The sequence below is a fragment of the Enterobacter cloacae complex sp. HYC080_NIDB genome, assembly GCF_056673325.1.
The window spans coordinates 3,504,304-3,525,407 of sequence record NZ_CP114212.1; the positions used below are offsets into that span (position 1 = coordinate 3,504,304).

A 21,104-nucleotide genomic window follows, 5' to 3' on the forward strand; every position below is an offset into this window, starting at 1 on the left:
AGCTGTATAATTAAGCTGTAACACCTGGCGCAGTTGCAGGTGAGGAGGAACAATGAAAATTACAGTGCTCGGATGCGGAGCGCTTGGTCAGCTATGGCTGACCGCGCTGTGCAAGCACGGACATGAGGTTCAGGGCTGGCTGCGCGTGCCCCAGCCCTATTGCAGTGTAAACCTGATTGGTGAAGACGGAAGCATCTTTAACGAATCCCTCACCGCGAACGATCCCGATTTCCTGGCGCAAAGTGACCTGTTACTGGTGACGCTTAAAGCGTGGCAGGTCTCAGACGCGGTGAAGACGCTGGCTGCGCAACTCCCCTCCACTTCCCCTATACTGCTGCTGCATAACGGCATGGGGACCATTGATGAGCTGAAAGGCATCCCGCAGCCCCTGCTGATGGCGACAACCACGCACGCAGCCCGTCGCGACGGCAACATCATCGTGCACGTCGCCAGCGGCGTGACCCATATGGGACCGGCCAGAACACAGGATGGAGACTACAGTTATCTTGCCGATGTGCTGCAGAAGGTGTTGCCGGACGTCGCCTGGCATAACACTATTCGCCCTCAACTCTGGCGCAAGCTGGCCGTGAACTGCGTGATCAATCCGCTGACGGCACTGTGGAACTGCCCGAATGGGGAGCTGAAAAACCATCCGCAGGAGGTTGCATCACTGTGTGCTGAAGTCGCGTCGGTCATTGAGCGGGAAGGCCTGCATACCTCGGCAGAGGATTTGCGCGGTTATGTCGAGCAGGTTATTGAGAGTACGGCAGAAAATATCTCCTCAATGTTGCAGGATGTCCGGGCATTGCGCCACACAGAAATCGACTACATTACCGGCTATCTGCTAAAACGTGCCCGAGCACATGGCATCGCCGTGCCGGAAAACGCCCGTTTGTATGACCTGGTTAAACGTAAGGAGAGTGAATATGAGCGCGTCGGCACTGATCTGCCTCGCCCCTGGTAGCGAAGAGACAGAAGCGGTCACCACCATTGATTTGATGGTGCGCGGCGGTATTGAGGTGACGGTCGCCAGCGTTGCCAGCGATGGCAGTCTGGCGGTGACCTGCTCGCGCGGCGTGAAACTGCTTGCGGATGCGCCGCTTGTGCAGGTGGCCGACGGGGATTACGACATCATCGTCCTGCCCGGTGGCCTGAAGGGTGCGGAATATTTTCGCGACAGCCCGCTGCTGGTCGAGACCGTGCGTCAGTTCCATTTATCGGGTCGTATCGTCGCCGCCATCTGTGCCGCCGCCGGAACAGTGCTGGTTCCGCACGATATTTTCCCTATCGGCAATATGACCGGCTACCCCGGTCTGAAGCAGACCATCCCGGAAGACCAGTGGGTGGACAAACGCGTCGTGTGGGATCCACGCGTCAACCTGCTGACAAGCCAGGGCCCCGGCACCGCGATTGATTTTGGTTTGAAGATTATTGACCTGCTGGTCGGGCGCGAAAAAGCGTACGAGGTGGCGTCATCGCTGGTGATGCCGGCGGGAATTTATAACTACTATGAAGAGTAGTGCGTAAAAAAGCCGGGTGGCGCCAGGTTAAAGCAAAACGGCAACCAAAGGTTGCCGTTTTTTATGTTTTCTCCCTCTCCCCGTGGGAGAGGGCCGGGGTGAGGGCATCAGGCCGCATTCCCGGGCAAAAAACTACGGGCGATACACCTTCACATTCGCAAAGCCCTGCTCGCGCAGATACAGTGCCTGCAGGCGGCTCATCACCCCACGCTCACACCATAGCAGATACGTTTTGCTCTGGTCGAGATCGCCAAATTTGGTGCTCAGCTTGTAGAACGGCAGCGACACCACTTCAACGCCTTCCACCTGCAGCGGCTTGTCGTCCTGCTCATCAATAGAGCGGATATCCAGAATCGCATCGTTAGCGCCGAAACCGCTCACGGTTTCCACTTCGACGACGTCCTGCTCGGTCTGCTGGGCGATTTCGCGGATATCAATATTGGACGCTTCCGCCACCACTTTATCCAGGATGCTGAAATCGAAGTGCTCTTCTTCGGCCTCGATCTTCGCCTTCACCGCTTTGACGGTCGGGCTTTTGGAGATCACACCGCAGTATTCCGGCATGGTACGGGCAAAATCTTCGGTGCCGATTTCACGTGCCAGATCGATGATGTGCTCTTTATCGTGGGAGATCAGCGGACGCAGGATCAGCGTATCAGAGACTTTGTCGATCAGACGCAGGTTGGTCAGCGTCTGGCTGGAGACCTGCCCCAGCGCTTCGCCGGTGACCAGCGCCTGCACGCCGTAGCGCTCAGCCACTTTGGATGCCGCACGCACCATCATGCGCTTCAGGATAACGCCCATCTGGCCGTCGTCCACTTTCTCAAGAATTTCGCCCACTACCGGCTCGAAGTTGATCGCCACAAAACGCACGCGGTGGGAGCTGCCGAAGCGGTTCCACAGGTAATGCGCGACCTGGCGAACGCCGATTTCATGCGCCGCACCGCCCAGGTTAAAGAAGCAGTAATGGACGCGACAGCCGCGGCGCATCAGCATATAGCTGGAAACGCCGGAGTCGAAGCCGCCGGAGATCAGAGACAAGACATCTTCCTGGGTGCCGATCGGGAAACCGCCGATACCTTCATAACGCCCTTTCACCAGCAGCAGGCGATCGTTTTCGATCTCCAGGTTAACCGTCACGTCCGGGTGCGTCAGACGCACGCGCGCAGACTCGACGTGCTGGTTCAAACCGCCGCCAACGTAACGTTCCACTTCAATGGAGCTGAATTCGTGCTTGCCGCGACGTTTCACGCGTACGCAGAAGGTTTTGCCTTCGATCTGATCGCGGTACTGAACCAGCGCTTTCTCGAAGATATCGTGCATATCGCTGAACGGGACGTCTTCCACCTCCAGAATATGGTGGATCCCCGGAATACGGGTCAGCGCGTCGCGAATATCCTGACGTTTGTTTTCGTCTTTCGCACGGACTTCAACGTGGTCCCAGTGGCGCACCACGGCGAGCGTTTCGTCGTAGTGCTTTAATACGTTACGAATGTTCCCGGTGAGAATTTTAATAAAGCGCAAACGCACAGATTGGCTTTTGATGGTGATTTCAGGGAACAATTTAATGATAAACTTCATGGCGGCAATGTTTCTTAGGCAAGCGTATTAAGGCTTGTAATGGAAAAGAGTACAGCAGCCCACACCCGTGGCTGCATCCAGGCGCGCAAGTATACCACCATCGCGCCGCTCCTGTGCACATTGCGCGTTATTTGCTTATCCGCCCGAGTCCGTTACCATGTCGGGGCGAAGAATATAAGAGTCAATTCACTATGCCGAAGAAGAACGACGCACCGGCCAGTTTCGAAACTGCGCTGAGTGAACTGGAGCAAATCGTTACCCGTCTTGAGAGCGGCGATCTCCCGCTGGAAGAGGCGCTCAACGAATTCGAACGTGGCGTGCAGCTGGCGCGACAGGGGCAGGTCAAACTGCAGCAGGCCGAGCAGCGCGTGCAGATCCTGCTTTCCGACAGCGAAGACGCGAAAACTACGCCTTTCACACCGGACGCCGAGTAAATGGATTTTGCCAACGAGCTTCAGGCGCGTGTAGTTCGCGCCAACGACGCCCTGCGCCGTTTTATTGCACCACAGCCTTTTCAGAACACTCCTCTGGTTGAGGCCATGCACTATGGCGCACTCTTGGGTGGAAAGCGCCTGCGCCCGTTCCTGGTGTACGCCACAGGCAATATGTTTGGTATCAGCGATAACACGCTGGACGCCCCGGCTGCCGCCGTTGAGTGCATCCATGCCTATTCGCTGATCCACGATGATTTACCGGCGATGGACGACGACGACCTGCGTCGCGGTCAACCTACCTGCCATATCAAGTTTGGCGAAGCGAATGCCATTCTGGCGGGCGATGCCCTGCAAACGCTGGCGTTCTCTATTTTGAGCGATGCGCCGATGGCGGAAGTGGCTGACCGTGACCGCCTGGCAATGATTTCCGAACTGGCGATGGCCAGCGGCGTGGCCGGCATGTGCGGCGGACAAGCGCTGGATCTTGAAGCGGAAGGACGTCAGGTTAATCTGGAACAGCTGGAGCGTATTCATCGCCACAAAACCGGGGCATTGATTCGTTCTGCCGTTCGCCTGGGCGCGCTGAGCGCGGGTGAACAAGGGCGCAAAGCCTTGCCGACGCTGGACAGATACGCAGAAAGTATCGGTCTGGCATTCCAGGTTCAGGATGACATTCTGGATGTGGTGGGCGATACTGCAACATTGGGTAAACGTCAGGGTGCGGACCAGCAGCTTGGCAAAAGTACCTACCCCGCCCTGCTGGGTCTTGAGCAAGCCCAACGTAAAGCCCGGGATCTGATTGACGATGCCCGCCAGTCGCTAAATGTACTGGCCGCACAATCGCTGGATACCTCGGCACTGGAAGCGCTAGCGGACTATATAATCCAGCGTGATAAATAAACTATATATCTCGATGAGCCTTTGATGAGTTTTGATATTGCCAAATACCCGACACTGGCGTTAGTTGACTCCACCCAGGAGTTGCGTCTGTTGCCGAAAGAGAGCCTGCCGAAGCTGTGCGACGAGCTGCGTCGCTACCTGCTCGACAGCGTAAGCCGCTCAAGCGGCCATTTCGCCTCCGGGCTTGGCACGGTAGAACTGACCGTGGCGCTGCACTATGTCTATAACACGCCGTTCGATCAGCTTATCTGGGACGTGGGCCACCAGGCCTATCCGCACAAAATTCTGACCGGACGTCGCGATAAAATTGGCACCATTCGTCAGAAAGGTGGCCTGCATCCGTTCCCGTGGCGCGGTGAGAGCGAGTATGACGTGCTGAGCGTCGGCCACTCCTCCACCTCCATTTCTGCGGGCATCGGTATTGCCGTTGCCGCCGAAAAAGAGAATAAACAGCGCCGCACCGTCTGCGTGATTGGTGACGGTGCTATCACCGCCGGGATGGCCTTTGAGGCCATGAACCATGCGGGTGATATCAAACCGGACATGCTGGTTATCCTCAACGATAACGAAATGTCGATTTCCGAGAACGTCGGTGCGCTGAACAACCATCTGGCGCAGCTGCTTTCCGGCAAGCTTTACTCCTCGCTGCGTGAAGGCGGTAAAAAAGTCTTTTCCGGCGTACCGCCGATTAAAGAGCTGCTCAAGCGCACCGAAGAACACATCAAAGGCATGGTCGTGCCGGGTACGCTGTTTGAAGAGCTGGGCTTTAACTATATTGGCCCGGTTGACGGCCATGACGTGCTGGGCCTGGTCACCACCCTCAAGAACATGCGTGACCTGAAAGGCCCGCAGTTCCTGCACATCATGACCAAAAAAGGGCGTGGCTACGAACCGGCGGAAAAAGATCCGATCACCTTCCACGCGGTACCAAAATTCGACCCGTCCAGCGGCTGTCTGCCAAAAAGCAGCGGCGGTATGCCTAGCTATTCCAAAATCTTCGGCGACTGGCTGTGTGAAACCGCCGCGAAAGACAACAAGCTGATGGCGATCACCCCGGCCATGCGTGAAGGCTCCGGCATGGTGGAGTTCTCCAGAAAATACCCTGACCAGTATTTTGACGTGGCGATTGCCGAGCAGCATGCGGTGACGTTCGCAGCGGGCCTGGCCATTGGCGGCTACAAGCCGGTGGTCGCTATCTATTCTACCTTCCTGCAGCGCGCCTACGATCAGGTGATCCATGACGTGGCCATCCAGAAGCTGCCGGTACTGTTTGCGATAGACCGTGCGGGCATCGTCGGCGCTGACGGTCAGACGCACCAGGGCGCATTCGATCTGTCGTTCCTGCGCTGTATTCCGGATATGGTCATCATGACGCCAAGCGACGAAAACGAATGTCGTCAGATGCTGTTTACCGGCTATCACTATCAGGATGGCCCTAGTGCGGTGCGCTACCCACGCGGCAATGCGGTGGGCGTTGAGCTGCAACCCCTGGAAAAACTGGCGATCGGTAAAGGTCTGGTGAAACGTCGCGGTGAGAAAGTGGCGATCCTGAACTTCGGTACGCTGATGCCAGAAGCTGCGAAGGTCGCTGAAACGCTAAACGCTACCCTGGTGGATATGCGCTTCGTGAAGCCGCTCGACGAATCTCTGATTTTGAATTTGGCCGAGACGCATGACGTGCTGGTCACTCTGGAAGAAAACGCCATCATGGGCGGTGCGGGAAGCGGCGTGAACGAGGTGCTGATGGCAAACCGCAACGTCGTGCCGGTGTTGAACCTCGGCCTGCCGGATCATTTCATTCCTCAGGGTACCCAGGATGAAGCCCGTGCGGCTATTGGTCTGGACGCCGCCGGTATTGAAGCCAAAATCCGCGCCTGGCTGGACTAATCCCTCCCCTTTTTCGCTCCTGCTATGCTTAAACGTATTGTTTAAACAGCAGGAGCGGAACCATGCAATACACCACATTAGGAAAAACCGACCTTAAGGTTTCCCGGCTTTGCCTGGGCTGTATGACTTTTGGCGAGCCCGAACGAGGGAACCACGCCTGGACGTTGCCGGAAGAGAGTAGCCGTCCGATTATTAAACGCGCTATCGAGGGCGGCATTAACTTCTTCGACACCGCCAACAGCTACTCCGACGGCAGCAGCGAGGAGATTGTCGGTCGTGCCCTGCGTGACTTTGCGCGTCGGGATGACATTGTGGTCGCCACCAAGGTGTACTACCCGTCAGGTGACCTGACTCAGGGCCTTTCTCGCGCGCAGATCCTGCGCTCTATTGATGACAGCCTTAGACGCCTGAACATGGATTACGTCGACCTGCTGCAAATTCACCGCTGGGATTACAACACGCCGATCGAGGAGACGCTTGAAGCGCTCAACGAGGTGGTGAAAGCCGGTAAAGCGCGCTATATCGGCGCGTCGTCTATGCATGCGTCGCAGTTTGCACAGGCGCTGGATCTCCAGGCACAGCACGGCTGGGCGCGTTTTGTCACCATGCAGGATCACTACAACCTGATCTACCGTGAAGAAGAGCGCGAAATGCTGCCACTGTGCTATCAGGAGGGCGTGGCGGTGATCCCGTGGAGCCCGCTGGCGCGCGGACGTTTAACCCGTCCATGGGGAGAAACCACGGCTCGTCTGGTCTCAGATGAAGTCGGAAAAAATCTCTATTACGGTACAGAAGCCAGCGATGCGTTAATTGCCGAACGCTTAGCCGGGATTGCCGACGATACGGGAGCCACCCGCGCACAGGTGGCGCTGGCGTGGCTGCTGAGTAAGCGCGGGGTCGCGGCACCAATTATTGGGACGTCCAGGGAAGAACAGCTGGATGAACTGCTGAGTGCAGTGGATTTATCCCTGACGCCGGAGCAGATTGCCGAGCTCGAAACGCCGTATCAGCAGCATCCGGTGGTGGGGTTTAAATAAGCACCCTCTTTTGTAGGCCGGGTAAGGCGGAGCCGCCACCCGGCAATACAGAGCGCACAAAATTAACCGAAGTGATCGTACCCTTTCCAGTCGAGCGTGACCGGGGCACCGTCCTGCACAAACTTCAGCCCTTCGCTCTCCGGCATGATCTGCCCGATGCAGGTAAATTTCGCGCCGAGATGCGCTAACGCCACATCCAGCGTGCCACGGTTCAGCTCAGGTACCGTGAAGCACAGTTCGTAATCCTCACCACCGGAAAGCGCCCAGCGCAGGGCCTGCTCAGGCTCCACGTGGCGAAGCAGTTGCTCTGATAGCGGGAACAGATCCAGGTCGATGCGCGCGCCCACGCCGCTGGCCTTCAGAATATGGCCAAGATCGGAGATCAGCCCGTCGGAGAGATCGATAGCCGAGCTTGCCCGTTCCCGTAGCGCCTGCCCATGCAGAATACGCGGGGTGGGTCGCAGATGGCGTTTCACCAGATACGCCGCGTCGTCAGCATCCTTCACGGTCAAGCGATCCTGAAGAATAGCCAGCCCCGCAGCGCTGTCTCCCGGTGTACCGGTCACGTAGATCCAGTCACCTGGTTTTGCGCCCGAGCGTTTGAGCGCCCGACCGAGGGGCACATAGCCATGGATCGCCAGCGTCATCGACAGCGGCCCGGCAGTGGTATCACCGCCAATCAGCTGCATATCGTAGTAGTTCAGCTGTTCAAACAGCGCATCGCTAAAGGCTTCAAGCCAGGTTTCATCGACCTCGGGCAGCGTCAGGGCCAGCGTTAGCCATGCCGGATCGGCACCCATCGCGGCCAGATCGCTGACGTTGACCGCCAGCGCTTTATACGCCAGATCGGCAGGATCGATATCGGGTAAAAAATGACGTCCGCACACTAAGGTGTCGGTGCTGATTGCCAGCGTCTGTTTTTCGGGAATATTGAGAAGTGCACAGTCATCGCCAATGCCGGTTTCAACATCAAGACGAGAGGTTCTGACACGGTCGAAATAACGGGCAATCAGGGAGAATTCGCCGCATGCCATACGTTATGCCTCAGCAAATAAAAGAAAAAACCGGAGCCGCACTGCCCGTCAGGCAATGCAGGACTCCGGTTTGCGGATCACTTTTTGTGGGGACGGATCGCAGGTGCAGCTTTATCAAGAACGCCGTTAACAAATTTGTGGCTGTCTTCAGCGCCGAAGGTTTTTGCCAGTTCGATCGCTTCGTTGATGGCCACTTTGTACGGCACATCATCACGTTTAGACAGCTCAAACAGCGCGATACGCAACACTGCTTTTTCCACCTGACCCAGCTCTTCGAGCAGACGGGACAGGTATGGCTTCATCAGACCATCGAGATACGCGCTATTAGTCGCCACTCCCGACAGCAGTTCACGGAAGTACAGAACATCGACGTCTTTCACGTCCTGTTCTGACAGGAACTGGTACTCAACATCGGCGATGTCGTTGTGGGACAACTGCCAGGAGTAAAGTGCCTGAACGGCACATTCACGGGCGCGGCGACGAGCAGCAGGTTTCACGGAATTCCCCTTACAAAAAAATCAGGCCTTGATGGCTTTCAATACATTGATCATTTCAAGCGCGGTCAGTGCAGCTTCTGCACCTTTGTTACCGGCTTTGGTGCCAGCACGTTCGATGGCTTGTTCAATACTTTCGGTGGTCAGCACGCCGAACGCGACAGGAATTTCAGCATCCTGCGCAACGTGTGCCAGACCATTGCTTGCACCGCCCGCAACGTATTCGAAGTGCGCAGTGCCGCCACGAATAACAGTACCCAGCGCGATCACCGCGTCGTATTTACCGGTTTTCGCCAGCGCGCCCGCTGCCAGTGGCAGCTCGTAAGCGCCTGGAACCCAAACAACGGTAATGTTCTCATCTTTCACCTGACCGATACGTTTCAGGGCGTCAATCGCACCTTCCAGCAGGCTGTCGTTGATGAAGTTGTTGAAACGCGCAATGGTGATGGCGACGCGAGCGTCCGGGGTAGCTACAGCAGCTTCAATAATGTTCATACTCTTCCTTTACGGGTTCATTTGGCCCCGCAGGGGGGCGGATTTTATCATAATACTTTGCGCACTGCTTCCCTATTTCAGGAGCAATTACGCTGTCGTTAAATGGAGGCAGACATCCGGGCCTACCGAACGAATCTCGCTGAATGTGAGTTGCGGTGCGTCGGCCAGTTTTTCAAGGCCAGGCAGCACAAACAGGCCGCGCGCGTCGTGGCCTAACAGTTTAGGCGCAACGTATACAATCAGTTCATCCACCAGCCCGGCCTGCAACAGCGCACCCGCGAGCGTGGGTCCCGCTTCTACCCAGATGCTGTTCACCTGCTGCTTGCCGAGCAGCATCATCAGCACCACTAAGTCGAGGCGACCGTTGTGCTCAGGTACCATAATGCTACGCACGCCCTCTGGCCATTCGCGCGTATCTTCTTTGGTACGGGCAATCCAGGTTTCACCCGGCTGCTGCACGATGCGATGTTCCGCCGTTATGCGGTTCTGGCTATCAATGACAATACGCAGCGGCTGACGCAGGTTCTCCTGCGGGTAAAGCGCCTGAGTATCGGCATTCAGTTCGTCCCAGCGCACGGTCATAGCCGGATCGTCAGCCAGAACGGTTTCACTGCTGGTGAGGATAGCATGGCTTTGCGCGCGAAGACGTTGCACATCGCGCCTTGCCTGGGGCGAGGTGATCCACTGGCTTTCACCGTTTGCCATCGCCGTACGACCGTCCAGCGAAGCGCCCAGCTTAAGCTGGATATACGGGAACCCGGTGCGCATGCGCTTCAGAAAGCCTTTGTTGATCGCTTCGGCGTCCTGCATCATCAGCCCATGACTGACGTCAATGCCTTCCTGCTGCAGGCGATACAGACCGCGTCCGGCAACCTGCGGATTCGGATCCTGCATCGATGCCACCACGCGGGAAACCCCCGCAGCAATCAGCGCGTCGCAGCACGGTGGGGTACGCCCGTGGTGGCTGCAGGGCTCCAGCGTCACGTAGGCGGTGGCACCGCGTGCCTTCTCGCCTGCCATCCGCAACGCATGGACCTCGGCGTGCGGCTCGCCGGCACGATAGTGGAACCCCTCCCCCACGATCTCGCCATCTTTAACGATCACGCACCCGACGTTCGGATTGGGATGGGTAGTAAAACGCCCGCGCTGCGCCAGCTTCATGGCTCGCGCCATGTAAATCTCATCCTGCATGAGCTTAATCCTGTAAGCGGGCGATCTCTTCGCCAAACTCTTTGATATCTTCGAAACTGCGGTAGACAGAGGCGAAGCGGATATAGGCGACCTTATCGAGCTTTTTCAGCTGCTCCATCACCAGGTTACCGATCATCTTGCTTGGCACCTCGCGCTCGCCCAGACCACGAAGATAAGATTTTATGTGGTTTAACGCCATTTCGACGTCATCCGCGCTGACGGGACGTTTTTCCAGGGCCTTCAGCATCCCGCTACGCAGCTTCTCTTCGTTAAACGGCTCGCGCACATCGTTACTTTTTACCACGCGCGGCATTACCAGCTCAGCAACCTCAAAGGTCGTAAAACGCTCGTTGCACACCAGACACTGCCGACGACGGCGTACGGATGACCCTTCGCCTACAAGACGCGAGTCGATGACTTTGGTATCCACAGCGGAGCAGAATGGGCAATGCATACGGTATCCCTGTTATCCGGTTAACTGAGTTTCATTTTACCCTGATCTGGCCTGACAACAAAGGAAGAGCTTTTTGAGACAAAGGATCTATGTCTGACGGCACGTTGCTGGCTACCATTAGGGAGATCCGTTATTTCAAGGAAATAAACGCTATGACAAGACGTTACCTGAGAATTTTACTGGTGGGGAGCCTCTTCACCCTCAGTGCCTGTGCACAGCAAACCGAAGTCCGTCAGATGAAACAGAGTGTGAATACACTTAATACGGCGATGGACAAACTGAACAAAGAAACGGTGAAGATCACCCAGCAAAACGCGCTGAACGCCAAATCCAGCAGCGGGGTATACCTGCTGCCTGGCGCGAACACACCTGCGCGGCTGAATAGCCAGATTGGCACGCTGAAAATGTCGCTGGTCAATGTGGCAGCGAATGCAGATGGTACGCGCGCAACATTGCGCATTCAGGGAGAATCCAACGATCCGCTGCCCGCTTTTAGCAGCACCGTTGAGTGGGGACAGATCCAGGGCACGACGGAGAATTACCAGGAAGTGAACGTGAAGAACCAGCTCTTCACCGCCCCGGCCAGCGTTTTAGCGCCCAGTGATGTGGATATTCCGCTGCAGTTAAGCGGCCTTACGCCAGAACAGTTAGGCTTTATCCGCATTCACGACATCCAACCCGCCGCGCAGTAAACCCTTCCTTCTGAGCGGAGTGAAATGTCACTCCGCTAACATTTACATTTCGTATGGATTGGCAACATAAATGATTGCCGCTACAATCCCGGCCGTTTAAAGTACGCAAACGTGAACGCAATCGATTACGCGTGTGAGAGATATGTGAAACAACACATATTTTTGTGAGCAAGGATTCCTATAATAGGCTCCGCAGAAACACGAAATATTTAGAAACGCAATTCGCGCATTTTTCACTCCCGGAAGGGAATTTCAATCAGTGGCATGATTATGAAAAAAACATTACTCGCAGCTGGCGCCGTGCTGGCACTGTCCTCCTCTTTCACTGTTAACGCAGCGGAAAACGACAAACCACAATATCTCTCCGACTGGTGGCACCAGAGCGTTAACGTGGTTGGTAGCTATCACACCCGTTTCGGACCACAGATCCGCAACGATACCTACCTGGAATACGAAGCATTTGCCAAGAAAGACTGGTTTGATTTCTACGGCTACATGGATGCTCCGGTCTTCTTCGGCGGTAACACCGATGCAAAAGGTATCTGGAACCACGGTTCTCCGCTGTTTATGGAAATCGAACCACGCTTCTCCATCGATAAGCTGACCGGTACCGATCTGAGCTTTGGTCCGTTCAAAGAGTGGTACTTCGCAAACAACTACATCTACGATATGGGCCGCAACAAGTCCGGTCGTCAGAGCACCTGGTACATGGGTCTGGGTACGGACATCGATACTGGCCTGCCAATGAGCCTGTCCCTGAACGTATATGCTAAGTACCAGTGGCAGAACTACGGTGCGGCAAACGAAAACGAGTGGGACGGCTACCGTTTCAAAGTGAAATACTTTGTGCCAATCACTCAGCTGTGGGGCGGCAACCTGAGCTATATCGGCTTCACCAACTTTGACTGGGGCTCAGACCTGGGCGATAACGACTTCCGCGATCTGAACGGTAAGAAAGCACGTACCAATGATTCTATCGCGTCCAGCCACATCCTGGCGCTGAACTACGATCACTGGCACTATTCCGTGGTTGCGCGTTACTGGCACAACGGTGGTCAGTGGAACGACGATGCCAGCCTGAACTTCGGCAACGGCGATTTCAGCGTTCGTTCTACCGGTTGGGGTGGTTACCTGGTCGTGGGTTACAACTTCTAACCCGTGCGGGACTGTGCGGGCTGATGCCCTCACCCTGCCCCTCTCCCACAGGGAGAGGGAACAAATACTAAAAACGGCAACATACGTTGCCGTTTTGCTTTTACCTCGCCGCCGGGCAAAAAAGCCAGCTCAAGAGCTGGCTTTTTATTGCTTAACCTTGCGCAAAAAATCCGCCAGAGACCTGTCCGCACTTTCGCTAAACCGTCTCTCCGTCTGCACGATATTGAGACATCTGTCGAGCCGGAAACAGCGATAGTCATCGCGCCGTTCACACCACGCCGCCAGCAGCCAGCGCTCTCCCCAGAAGAACAAGCCCAGCGGCTGAACCTCACGCTTTGAAAGCTGCCCGGCTTCATCACGGTAATGCAACGCCAGCACGTGCTGGGCGGAAATTGCCTGATGAATCATGTCAAAATCGCTGCGGGAGTGGCTTTGCATGCAGAAATCCGGGGCATAAATCCGCGTCTGCTCCGCCTTTCGACGACTCTCCTCAGGCAGGATCGCCAGCACTTTCTCCTGGGCCGACTCCAGCTCGCGCGACAGCGATTCTCCTCCCCAGGTCTTGAGCAGGCGAATTGCGACGATCAGCGCCTCAGACTCCTTATTTGTCAGCATCAGAGGCGGCAGATCAAAACCCGACATCAGCCGGTATCCGCTTCCCGCTTCGCCTTCCACCGGCACGCCGGAGAGCGACAGATCGCGGATATCGCGGTAGACCGTGCGCTCGGAGACGCCAAGCCTGTCCGCCAGATGCGCTGCCGTCGTCAGACGCCTGCCCCGCAGGATCTGCACAATCTGAAACAAACGGTCAGCACGTCGGGTCATATCTTATTACGCTCTCAGGCAGGTTGATGGAGGCCGACGCGGTTACCTTCGCTGTCGATAAACAAAGCAATGGTGCCAATACCATCCGGCAGTTCCAGCGGGCCAAACACACACTCGCCGCCCGCGGAGGCAATGCGATCGAGCGTAGCCGTCAGGTTATCCGTATGCAGATAGATAATAGCGCCCTGCTGCGACGGCGAAACGCCCTCAAATTTTGCCAGCGCGCCGCCGGTGGCCGGATCGTCATGCGGGAATACCGCGAGCTCTGCCATGTCCATTTTCTCACGTCTCAGCTGGACCTGCATGACTGGCTCATAAAATTTGATGGCGCGATCCATATCTACCACGGGAATTTCAAACCAGTTAATCACACTTTTCATACATCCTCCTGACTGTTGTTTGGGTTCGAAAAGAGTCTACGACAGGGCTCCTGACAGCATACTGTCAGGAGTGTTTGTCAGGAGCAGATAAAAAAAATCCCGGTCAACCGACCGGGATTTCGATAACACGCTATTCGACGCCTTACGGCAGAATGGACGGCTGATCCGCCCCTTCTTTCTCAACCTTCTGCTGGAGCAGGTGCTCGCGCTTCATGCCGAGTTTCAGTGCCAGTGCGGATGCGACGTAGATAGACGACGCCGTACCGATGGAGACACCAATCAGCATGGTCAGCGAGAAGCCTTCCAGTACCGGGCCACCGAACAGGAACAGCATCAGGATCACCATCAAAGTGGTACCGGAGGTGATCAGGGTACGGTGCAGCGTCTGGGTCAACGACACGTTAAAGATTTCGTACGGCGTACCGCGACGGATCTTACGGAAGTTTTCACGGATACGGTCAGATACCACGATACTGTCGTTCAGTGAGTAACCGATAACGGACATCAGAGATGCCACGATGGTCAGGTCAACCTCAATGTGGAACAGCGACAGAACCCCCATGGTGATCACCACGTCGTGCGCCAGGGCGATAACCACCCCGGCCGCCAGTCGCCACTCGAAGCGGAAACCGACGTACACCAGGATGGAGATCAGCGCCACCAGCAGCGCCATTGCACCGGTCTGAGCCAGGTCCGCACCCACGCTCGGGCCGACAAACTCAATACGCTTGACCGCCGCGTTCTGGCTGGTTGTTTCGTTAATCACGTTAACAACCTTACTGCCCAGCTCCTGGCTGCCGTTAGCATCGTGTACCGGCGGCATACGCACCATGATGTCACGGCTGCTGCCGAAGTTCTGCAGCAGCGGCTCTTCAAAGCCCGCTTTCTGCAGAGACAGACGCATCTGGTCCATATCGACCGGTTTTTCCAGGGAGATCTCGATAACCGTACCACCGGTGAAATCCAGACCCCAGTTAAAGCCTTTCACGCCCATAACGACGATGGACAGAATCAGCAGTAAACCTGAAATGCCGAAGGCCCAGTAGTCCCAGCGCATAAAGTCCCAGACTTTACGGCCATGGTTCAATTGTTCAACAGTATATTCCTGTGCCACAACGCACTCCTCAGATAGACAGCTTTTTGACGCGCTTGCCGCCGTACAGCAGGTTCACGATGGCACGGGTGCCGACAATAGCGGTAAACATTGACGTTGCGACACCGATACCGGTAGTAATCGCAAAGCCTTTGATCGCGCCAGTACCCACTGCATACAGGATAAGAACCTTGATCAGTGTTGTTACGTTCGCATCGAAAATAGAGCTGAACGCGCCTTTATAACCTTCGTCAATCGCCTGCTGAACAGAGCGACCGTTGCTCAACTCTTCTTTGATACGTTCGTTAATCAGTACGTTGGCGTCGACCGCCACCGCAAGGGTCAGAACGATACCCGCAATCCCCGGCATGGTCAGCGTCGCCCCTGGCAGCAGGGACATAATGCCGATGATCAGCACCAGGTTCGCGATCAGCGCGGACGTCGCAATCAGACCAAACTTCTTATAGAAGAAGATCATGAAGAGGATAGAGACCGCCAGACCGGCCAGACACGCTTCCAGACCCTGTTGGATGTTCTGCATCCCCAGCGTTGGACCAATGGTACGTTCTTCAACAATCTGAATTGGCGCAATCAGCGCACCGGCACGCAGCAGCAGAGAGAGCTGACGCGCTTCGTTCGGGTTGCTAATACCGGTAATACGGAAGCTGTTACCCAGACGAGACTGGATATTGGCGATGTTAATCACCTCTTCCTCTTTCACCAGCACTGCACGACCGTTGGCATCTTTCTTACCGCTGTCTTTGTACTCCACGAACAGGGTGGCCATCGGTTTACCGATGTTATCCTTGGTGAAGTTAGACATGATGTTACCACCCGCGCTATCCAGCGAGATGTTAACCTGCGGCTGGTTGTATTCGTCCTGGCTGGAAGTGGAGTCGGTAATATGGTCACCGGTCAGAATGACGCGTTTGTACAGCACAACGGGCTGACCTTCGCGGGTCTGTTTCACTTCGGAGTCACCCGGAATACGGCCTGCTGCGGCAGCGGACTGATCGACGTAAGAGTTAACCAGACGGAATTCCAGCGTTGCGGTCGCACCCAGAATCTCTTTCGCACGTGCAGTGTCCTGAATACCCGGCAGTTCAACCACGATACGGTCCGCACCCTGACGCTGTACCAGCGGCTCAGCCACGCCCAGTTGGTTTACACGGTTACGCAGAATGTTGATGTTCTGCTGAACGGCATATTCACGCGCTTCTTTCAGACGCGCATCGGTCATCACCGCGCGCAGCTGGTTGCTGCCCTGAGAGGTGATCACCAGGTCACGGTGACGTTGGGTCAGGTAATCTACAGCCTGATCGCGCGCCGCACTGTCGCGGAACGTGATGCTCATGCCGTAGTTATCTTCTTTACGCACGGTAGTGTAAGGGATGCCTTTGTCGCGCAGATCGCTGCGCAGGCTGTCGATATTCTGTTCCTGCAGCTTGCCGAGCGCGGTATCCATGTCCACTTCCATCAGGAAGTGAACACCACCACGCAGGTCAAGACCCAGTTTCATCGGCTCTGCGTTCAGAGCAGCCAGCCAACGCGGGGTTGCAGGAGCAAGGTTAAGCGCCACGACATATTTGTCACCCAGCACGCCCATCAGCGCTTCGCGAGCGCGGAGCTGCGTGTCGGTGGTGTCGAAGCGAGCAAGAATTGCACCCTCTTCCAGAGCCACAGACTTAGCGGTAATTTTTTCTTCTTGTAACGTTTTCTGGACCTGGATCAGCGTTTGCTCACTGGCGGCGACACCGCGCGCGCCAGTGATTTGAACGGCCGGATCCTCACCATACAGGTTGGGAAGCGCGTACAGCAGGCCGACGAGAATCACGACGACCAGCATGATGTACTTCCACAAAGGATAACGGTTTAACACGGCAGTTCCCTTTGGGAAAAGTTGGGATTACAGCGCCTTCATGGTGCCTTTCGGCAGAACGGCAGCTACGAAGTCACGTTTGATAACCACTTCAGTGGTGTCGTTCAGGGCGATTGCAATGTAGCCACTTTCAGCCACTTTGGTTACGCGACCGACCAGACCACCGTTGGTCAGCACTTCATCGCCTTTCGCGATGGAGTCCATCAGCTTTTTGTGCTCTTTGGTACGCTTCTGCTGTGGGCGGAGGATCATGAAGTAGAAGATCAGACCGAACACAACCAGCATCAGGATCAGAGACATAGGGCTGCCCTGCGCCGGAGCACCTGTTGCCGCTACCGCATCAGAAATAAAAAAGCTCATTCAAATTCCCTCATTATTAAAATTAATCAACGTTCAACGGTGGAACATCCCGCCCCTGACGTTGGTAGAAATCGGTCACGAAGCTCTCTAATTTACCCTCTTCGATAGCCTTACGTAAACCAGCCATTAAGCGCTGATAATAACGAAGATTATGAATGGTATTGAGACGCGCGCCCAAAATCTCGTTGCAACGATCGAGATGATGCAGATACGCGCGGGAATAATTGCGACAGGTATAGCAATCGCACTCGGAATCGAGCGGGCTGGTGTCACTCTTATGCTTCGCGTTACGGATTTTCACCACGCCGTCAGTCACGAACAGATGACCGTTACGTGCGTTACGGGTTGGCATGACGCAGTCGAACATATCGATGCCGCGACGTACGCCTTCCACCAGATCTTCTGGTTTACCCACACCCATCAGGTATCGTGGTTTATCCGCCGGGATTTGCGGGCAGACATGCTCCAGAATGCGGTGCATATCTTCCTTCGGCTCACCCACAGCCAAACCGCCGACAGCGTAGCCATCAAAACCTATCTCTACCAGACCTTTAACGGAGATATCGCGTAAATCTTCGTAAACGCTGCCCTGGATAATGCCGAACAGCGCATTTTTGTTCTGCAGGGAGTCAAAACGGTCGCGGCTACGCTTCGCCCAACGCAGAGACATCTCCATAGAGCGTTTCGCGTAGTCCCAGTCAGCCGGGTATGGCGTACATTCGTCGAAGATCATCACGATGTCAGAACCGAGATCGTACTGAATCTCCATCGACTTTTCTGGATCGAGGAAAATCGGATCGCCGTTGATCGGGTTACGGAAGTGAACGCCCTGCTCGGTGATCTTGCGGATATCCCCCAGGCTGAAGACCTGGAAACCGCCGGAATCGGTCAGGATTGGGCCTTTCCACTGCATGAAGTCGTGCAGGTCACCGTGCAGCTTCATGATCTCCTGACCCGGGCGCAGCCACAGGTGGAAGGTGTTACCGAGGATAATCTGTGCGCCAGTGGCTTCAACTTCTTCCGGCGTCATCCCTTTTACGGTGCCGTACGTACCCACAGGCATAAATGCGGGGGTTTCCACCACGCCGCGATCAAACACCAGACGACCGCGACGCGCGCGGCCATCGGTGGTATCGAGTTCAAATTTCATTTTTTCTCCGACGTCAGAAAAACAGTCCAACGTTGTCATACGGTGCCGCGGACTTATTCCCCGACACGCTCATTCAAAGCCTGCGGATTGTACGTGATAAACATCGCGTCCCCGTAGCTAAAAAAGCGATATTTTTGTTCTACCGCAGACTTGTAAGCATTCATCGTATGCTGATAACCCGCAAACGCGGAAACCAGCATAATCAGCGTCGATTCAGGCAGATGGAAGTTGGTCACCAGCGCATCAATGACTTTGTACTGGTAGCCCGGGTAGATAAAGATCTGCGTATCGCCAAAGAACGGCTCGATGAGACCCGTTTTCGCGGCCTGTGCAGCGCTCTCCAGCGAACGGACTGAAGTCGTGCCTACCGCAACCACGCGGTTTCCGCGCGCTTTCGCCGCCAGCACCGCGTCCACCACCTCCTGAGGCACTTCGGCATACTCAGAGTGCATGATGTGGTCTTCAATGCTGTCTACGCGTACCGGCTGGAACGTACCCGCGCCGACGTGCAGCGTCACGAACGCCATCTCAACGCCCTTCGCGCGCAGTTTTTCCAGCAGCGGTTCATCAAAGTGCAGGCCCGCCGTCGGCGCCGCGACCGCGCCAGGTTTCTGGCTGTAGACGGTCTGGTACAGCTCGCGATCGGCCTCTTCGTCCGGGCGTTCAATATACGGCGGCAGCGGCATATGGCCGATGGCGTTAAGGATATCGAGGACCGTGCGCTCGTCCTGGAATTCCACCTCAAACAGCGCGTCGTGACGCGCGGTCATGGTCGCTTTAATGCTCTCGTCATCGCCCAGCAGCAGTTCTGCGCCCGGCTTCGGCGCTTTAGAGGCGCGAATATGTGCCAGAATACGTTTATCATCGAGCATACGTTCGACCAGCACTTCAATCTTGCCGCCGCTGGCCTTACGGCCAAACAGACGCGCCGGGATCACACGGGTGTTGTTAAAGACCAGCAGATCGCCAGGGTTGAGCTTGTCGAGCAAATCGGTGAAAGTACCGTGCGTCAGCTCGCCCGTTGGCCCATCCAGCGACAGTAAGCGACAGCTGCTGCGCTCAGGCATGGGATAGTGAGCAATCAGGGATTCAGGTAGTTCAAAGGAGAAATCGGCGACGCGCATGACGTATACTCGTGACTTAAAAACAGGCGGCATAGTCTAGTGCTCACACCCTTTTGCTGCAACAACTAGCCGCCCCCGGACAAATAAAACGCATGAATTTTCTCGCTCACCTGCATCTCGCTCACCTCGCTGACAGCTCCCTTTCCGGCAATTTGCTGGCCGATTTCGTGCGCGGCAACCCTGCAGAAGACTATTCCCCTGAGGTTGTCGACGGCATCTTTATGCACCGCCGCATTGATGTCATCACCGATAACCTGCCCGAGGTCACGGAAGCCAAAGCGTGGTTCCGCCCTGAGACGCGCCGCGTTGCGCCGATCACGCTGGATGTGATGTGGGACCATTTCCTGTCTCGCCACTGGGAACAGCTCTCCCCGTCGCTACCGTTGCCAGAGTTTGTGCGCTACGCCCATGCACAGGTGTCGGTCATTTTGCCCGACTCACCGCCGCGCTTTGTCAATCTGAACAACTATTTGTGGTCAGAACGCTGGCTGGAGCGCTATGGTGAGATGGCTTTTATCCAGAACGTCCTGAATGGCATGGCCAGCCGCCGGCCGCGTCTGGATGCGCTGCGTGACTCCTGGTATGACCTGGATGCACACTATGACGCGCTGGAGACGCAATTCTGGCAGTTCTATCCGCGCATGATGGCGCAAGCGAAAAACAAACAGCTGTGACAGATTTACATTGATAGGTAAAAGCTGGCGGAACGATTGTCACCACCTCTTTGTCTTATCCATGAACACTCTCTATACTGGCTCGCGTTGCGTTCCAAATAACCTTAGTATCTACAGGAGAATCATATGGTTCTGGTAACTCGTCCGGCTCCGGATTTTACAGCTGCAGCAGTTCTGGGCAACGGTGAAATCGTTGAAAACTTCAACTTCAAACAGCACACCAACGGTAAAGCGACCGTTCTGTTCTTCTGGCCAATGGACTTCACCTTCGTTTGCCCGTCTGAGCTGATCGCCTTCGACAAACGTTATGAAGAATTCCAGAAGCGTGGCGTGGAAGTGGTTGGCGTCTCCTTCGACTCTGAATTTGTACACAACGCATGGCGTAACACCCCTGTCGACAAAGGCGGCATCGGTGCGGTGAAATACGCAATGGTTGCGGACATCAAACGCGAAATCCAGCAGGCTTACGGTATCGAACATCCGGACGCTGGCGTTGCACTGCGCGGTTCTTTCCTGATCGACGCAAACGGCATCGTTCGTCACCAGGTAGTGAACGATCTGCCGCTGGGTCGTAACATCGACGAAATGCTGCGCATGGTTGACGCGCTGCAGTTCCACGAAGAGCACGGCGAAGTGTGCCCGGCTCAGTGGGAAAAAGGTAAAGAAGGTATGGCTGCTTCCCCAGACGGCGTAGCAAAATACCTGTCTGAGAACGTATCCAGCCTGTAATCGGCACGGTTTACGA

At 55.7% G+C, this 21,104-nt stretch carries 23 protein-coding genes; 10 read left to right on the plus strand and 13 right to left on the minus strand.

Annotation, left to right across the window (positions count from 1 at the left end):
• Positions 1-52: 52 nt before the first annotated feature.
• Positions 53-964: a 2-dehydropantoate 2-reductase gene (gene panE, locus O1723_RS16720; protein WP_014882766.1), complete on the plus strand. Its 912-nt coding sequence runs from the start codon at positions 53-55 to the stop codon at positions 962-964.
• Entirely contained in the window at positions 927-1,520 is a 594-nt protein-coding gene (gene yajL, locus O1723_RS16725) for a protein deglycase YajL (protein ID WP_014882765.1), read from the plus strand. Before panE ends, yajL begins: the two co-directional genes overlap by 38 nt.
• A 132-nt stretch (positions 1,521-1,652) precedes the next feature.
• Here the strand turns inward: yajL and thiI are convergent, their stop codons facing one another.
• Positions 1,653-3,101, minus strand: coding sequence for a tRNA uracil 4-sulfurtransferase ThiI (gene thiI, locus O1723_RS16730; RefSeq protein ID WP_023336815.1), 1,449 nt, complete (start codon positions 3,099-3,101; stop codon positions 1,653-1,655).
• 191 nt (positions 3,102-3,292) lie between these two features.
• On the opposite strand from thiI, the gene xseB reads away from it, so the two are divergent.
• The 4 genes from xseB (at position 3,293) to O1723_RS16750 (ending at position 7,359) form a co-directional block, all read left to right on the plus strand.
• Positions 3,293-3,535, plus strand: a complete 243-nt coding sequence (gene xseB, locus O1723_RS16735; RefSeq protein WP_008503331.1) for an exodeoxyribonuclease VII small subunit — start codon at positions 3,293-3,295, stop codon at positions 3,533-3,535.
• Positions 3,536-4,435, plus strand: a complete 900-nt coding sequence (gene ispA / locus O1723_RS16740) for a (2E,6E)-farnesyl diphosphate synthase (protein ID WP_014882763.1) — start codon at positions 3,536-3,538, stop codon at positions 4,433-4,435. It begins immediately after the preceding gene.
• A 24-nt stretch (positions 4,436-4,459) separates the two neighbouring features.
• Positions 4,460-6,322, plus strand: a complete 1,863-nt coding sequence (dxs, locus tag O1723_RS16745; protein WP_014882762.1) for a 1-deoxy-D-xylulose-5-phosphate synthase — start codon at positions 4,460-4,462, stop codon at positions 6,320-6,322.
• A 62-nt stretch (positions 6,323-6,384) separates the two neighbouring features.
• A complete protein-coding gene (locus O1723_RS16750) occupies positions 6,385-7,359 on the plus strand; it encodes an aldo/keto reductase (RefSeq protein WP_248190919.1) in 975 nt (324 codons plus the stop codon).
• A gap of 62 nt (positions 7,360-7,421) precedes the next feature.
• Here O1723_RS16750 and thiL read toward each other — a convergent pair whose 3' ends face one another.
• The 5 genes from thiL to nrdR all read right to left on the minus strand — a co-directional run bounded on the left by thiL (position 7,422) and on the right by nrdR (position 11,027).
• Complete coding sequence (gene thiL / locus O1723_RS16755) at positions 7,422-8,393, minus strand: thiamine-phosphate kinase (protein WP_014882760.1); 972 nt, start codon at positions 8,391-8,393, stop codon at positions 7,422-7,424.
• Positions 8,394-8,470: 77 nt separating this feature from the next.
• On the minus strand, positions 8,471-8,890 hold the full coding sequence (gene nusB / locus O1723_RS16760; RefSeq protein ID WP_014882759.1) for a transcription antitermination factor NusB: 420 nt from the start codon (positions 8,888-8,890) through the stop codon (positions 8,471-8,473).
• A 21-nt stretch (positions 8,891-8,911) separates the two neighbouring features.
• Positions 8,912-9,382 (minus strand): 6,7-dimethyl-8-ribityllumazine synthase, encoded by a 471-nt coding sequence (ribH, locus tag O1723_RS16765; protein ID WP_014882758.1) that lies wholly within the window; start codon positions 9,380-9,382, stop codon positions 8,912-8,914.
• An 87-nt stretch (positions 9,383-9,469) separates the two neighbouring features.
• Complete coding sequence (ribD, locus tag O1723_RS16770) at positions 9,470-10,573, minus strand: bifunctional diaminohydroxyphosphoribosylaminopyrimidine deaminase/5-amino-6-(5-phosphoribosylamino)uracil reductase RibD (protein WP_014882757.1); 1,104 nt, start codon at positions 10,571-10,573, stop codon at positions 9,470-9,472.
• A gap of 4 nt (positions 10,574-10,577) precedes the next feature.
• Positions 10,578-11,027, minus strand: a complete 450-nt coding sequence (gene nrdR / locus O1723_RS16775; protein WP_008503337.1) for a transcriptional regulator NrdR — start codon at positions 11,025-11,027, stop codon at positions 10,578-10,580.
• A 152-nt stretch (positions 11,028-11,179) separates the two neighbouring features.
• Here nrdR and O1723_RS16780 point away from each other — a divergent pair, with 152 nt between their 5' ends.
• Entirely contained in the window at positions 11,180-11,719 is a 540-nt protein-coding gene (locus O1723_RS16780; protein ID WP_248190921.1) for a SadB/YajI family lipoprotein, read from the plus strand.
• 270 nt (positions 11,720-11,989) lie between these two features.
• Entirely contained in the window at positions 11,990-12,874 is an 885-nt protein-coding gene (locus O1723_RS16785) for a nucleoside-specific channel-forming protein Tsx (RefSeq protein ID WP_014882755.1), read from the plus strand.
• A gap of 144 nt (positions 12,875-13,018) precedes the next feature.
• On the opposite strand, the gene O1723_RS16790 is transcribed toward O1723_RS16785, so the two are convergent.
• From O1723_RS16790 to queA, 7 genes are all read right to left on the minus strand, one after another.
• Entirely contained in the window at positions 13,019-13,699 is a 681-nt protein-coding gene (locus O1723_RS16790) for a helix-turn-helix transcriptional regulator (RefSeq protein ID WP_014882754.1), read from the minus strand.
• Between the two features lie 14 nt (positions 13,700-13,713).
• Positions 13,714-14,079: a VOC family protein gene (locus O1723_RS16795; protein ID WP_014882753.1), complete on the minus strand. Its 366-nt coding sequence runs from the start codon at positions 14,077-14,079 to the stop codon at positions 13,714-13,716.
• A 142-nt stretch (positions 14,080-14,221) separates the two neighbouring features.
• Positions 14,222-15,193 carry a protein translocase subunit SecF gene (gene secF / locus O1723_RS16800; RefSeq protein ID WP_014882752.1) on the minus strand — a complete coding sequence of 324 codons (972 nt, stop codon included), beginning with the start codon at positions 15,191-15,193 and terminating at the stop codon, positions 14,222-14,224.
• 10 nt (positions 15,194-15,203) lie between these two features.
• Positions 15,204-17,051 carry a protein translocase subunit SecD gene (gene secD, locus O1723_RS16805; protein WP_248190922.1) on the minus strand — a complete coding sequence of 616 codons (1,848 nt, stop codon included), beginning with the start codon at positions 17,049-17,051 and terminating at the stop codon, positions 15,204-15,206.
• 27 nt (positions 17,052-17,078) lie between these two features.
• Positions 17,079-17,411, minus strand: coding sequence for a preprotein translocase subunit YajC (gene yajC / locus O1723_RS16810; protein WP_000007630.1), 333 nt, complete (start codon positions 17,409-17,411; stop codon positions 17,079-17,081).
• A gap of 22 nt (positions 17,412-17,433) precedes the next feature.
• Positions 17,434-18,561: a tRNA guanosine(34) transglycosylase Tgt gene (gene tgt / locus O1723_RS16815; protein ID WP_003859110.1), complete on the minus strand. Its 1,128-nt coding sequence runs from the start codon at positions 18,559-18,561 to the stop codon at positions 17,434-17,436.
• A gap of 53 nt (positions 18,562-18,614) precedes the next feature.
• The gene (queA, locus tag O1723_RS16820; protein ID WP_014882750.1) at positions 18,615-19,685 is read right to left on the minus strand and encodes a tRNA preQ1(34) S-adenosylmethionine ribosyltransferase-isomerase QueA; all 1,071 of its coding nucleotides are present in this window, start codon (positions 19,683-19,685) and stop codon (positions 18,615-18,617) included.
• A gap of 92 nt (positions 19,686-19,777) precedes the next feature.
• On the opposite strand from queA, the gene acpH reads away from it, so the two are divergent.
• Complete coding sequence (acpH, locus tag O1723_RS16825; protein WP_014882749.1) at positions 19,778-20,359, plus strand: ACP phosphodiesterase; 582 nt, start codon at positions 19,778-19,780, stop codon at positions 20,357-20,359.
• A 126-nt stretch (positions 20,360-20,485) separates the two neighbouring features.
• Positions 20,486-21,088: a peroxiredoxin gene (locus O1723_RS16830; protein ID WP_008503347.1), complete on the plus strand. Its 603-nt coding sequence runs from the start codon at positions 20,486-20,488 to the stop codon at positions 21,086-21,088.
• Positions 21,089-21,104 lie beyond the last annotated feature (16 nt).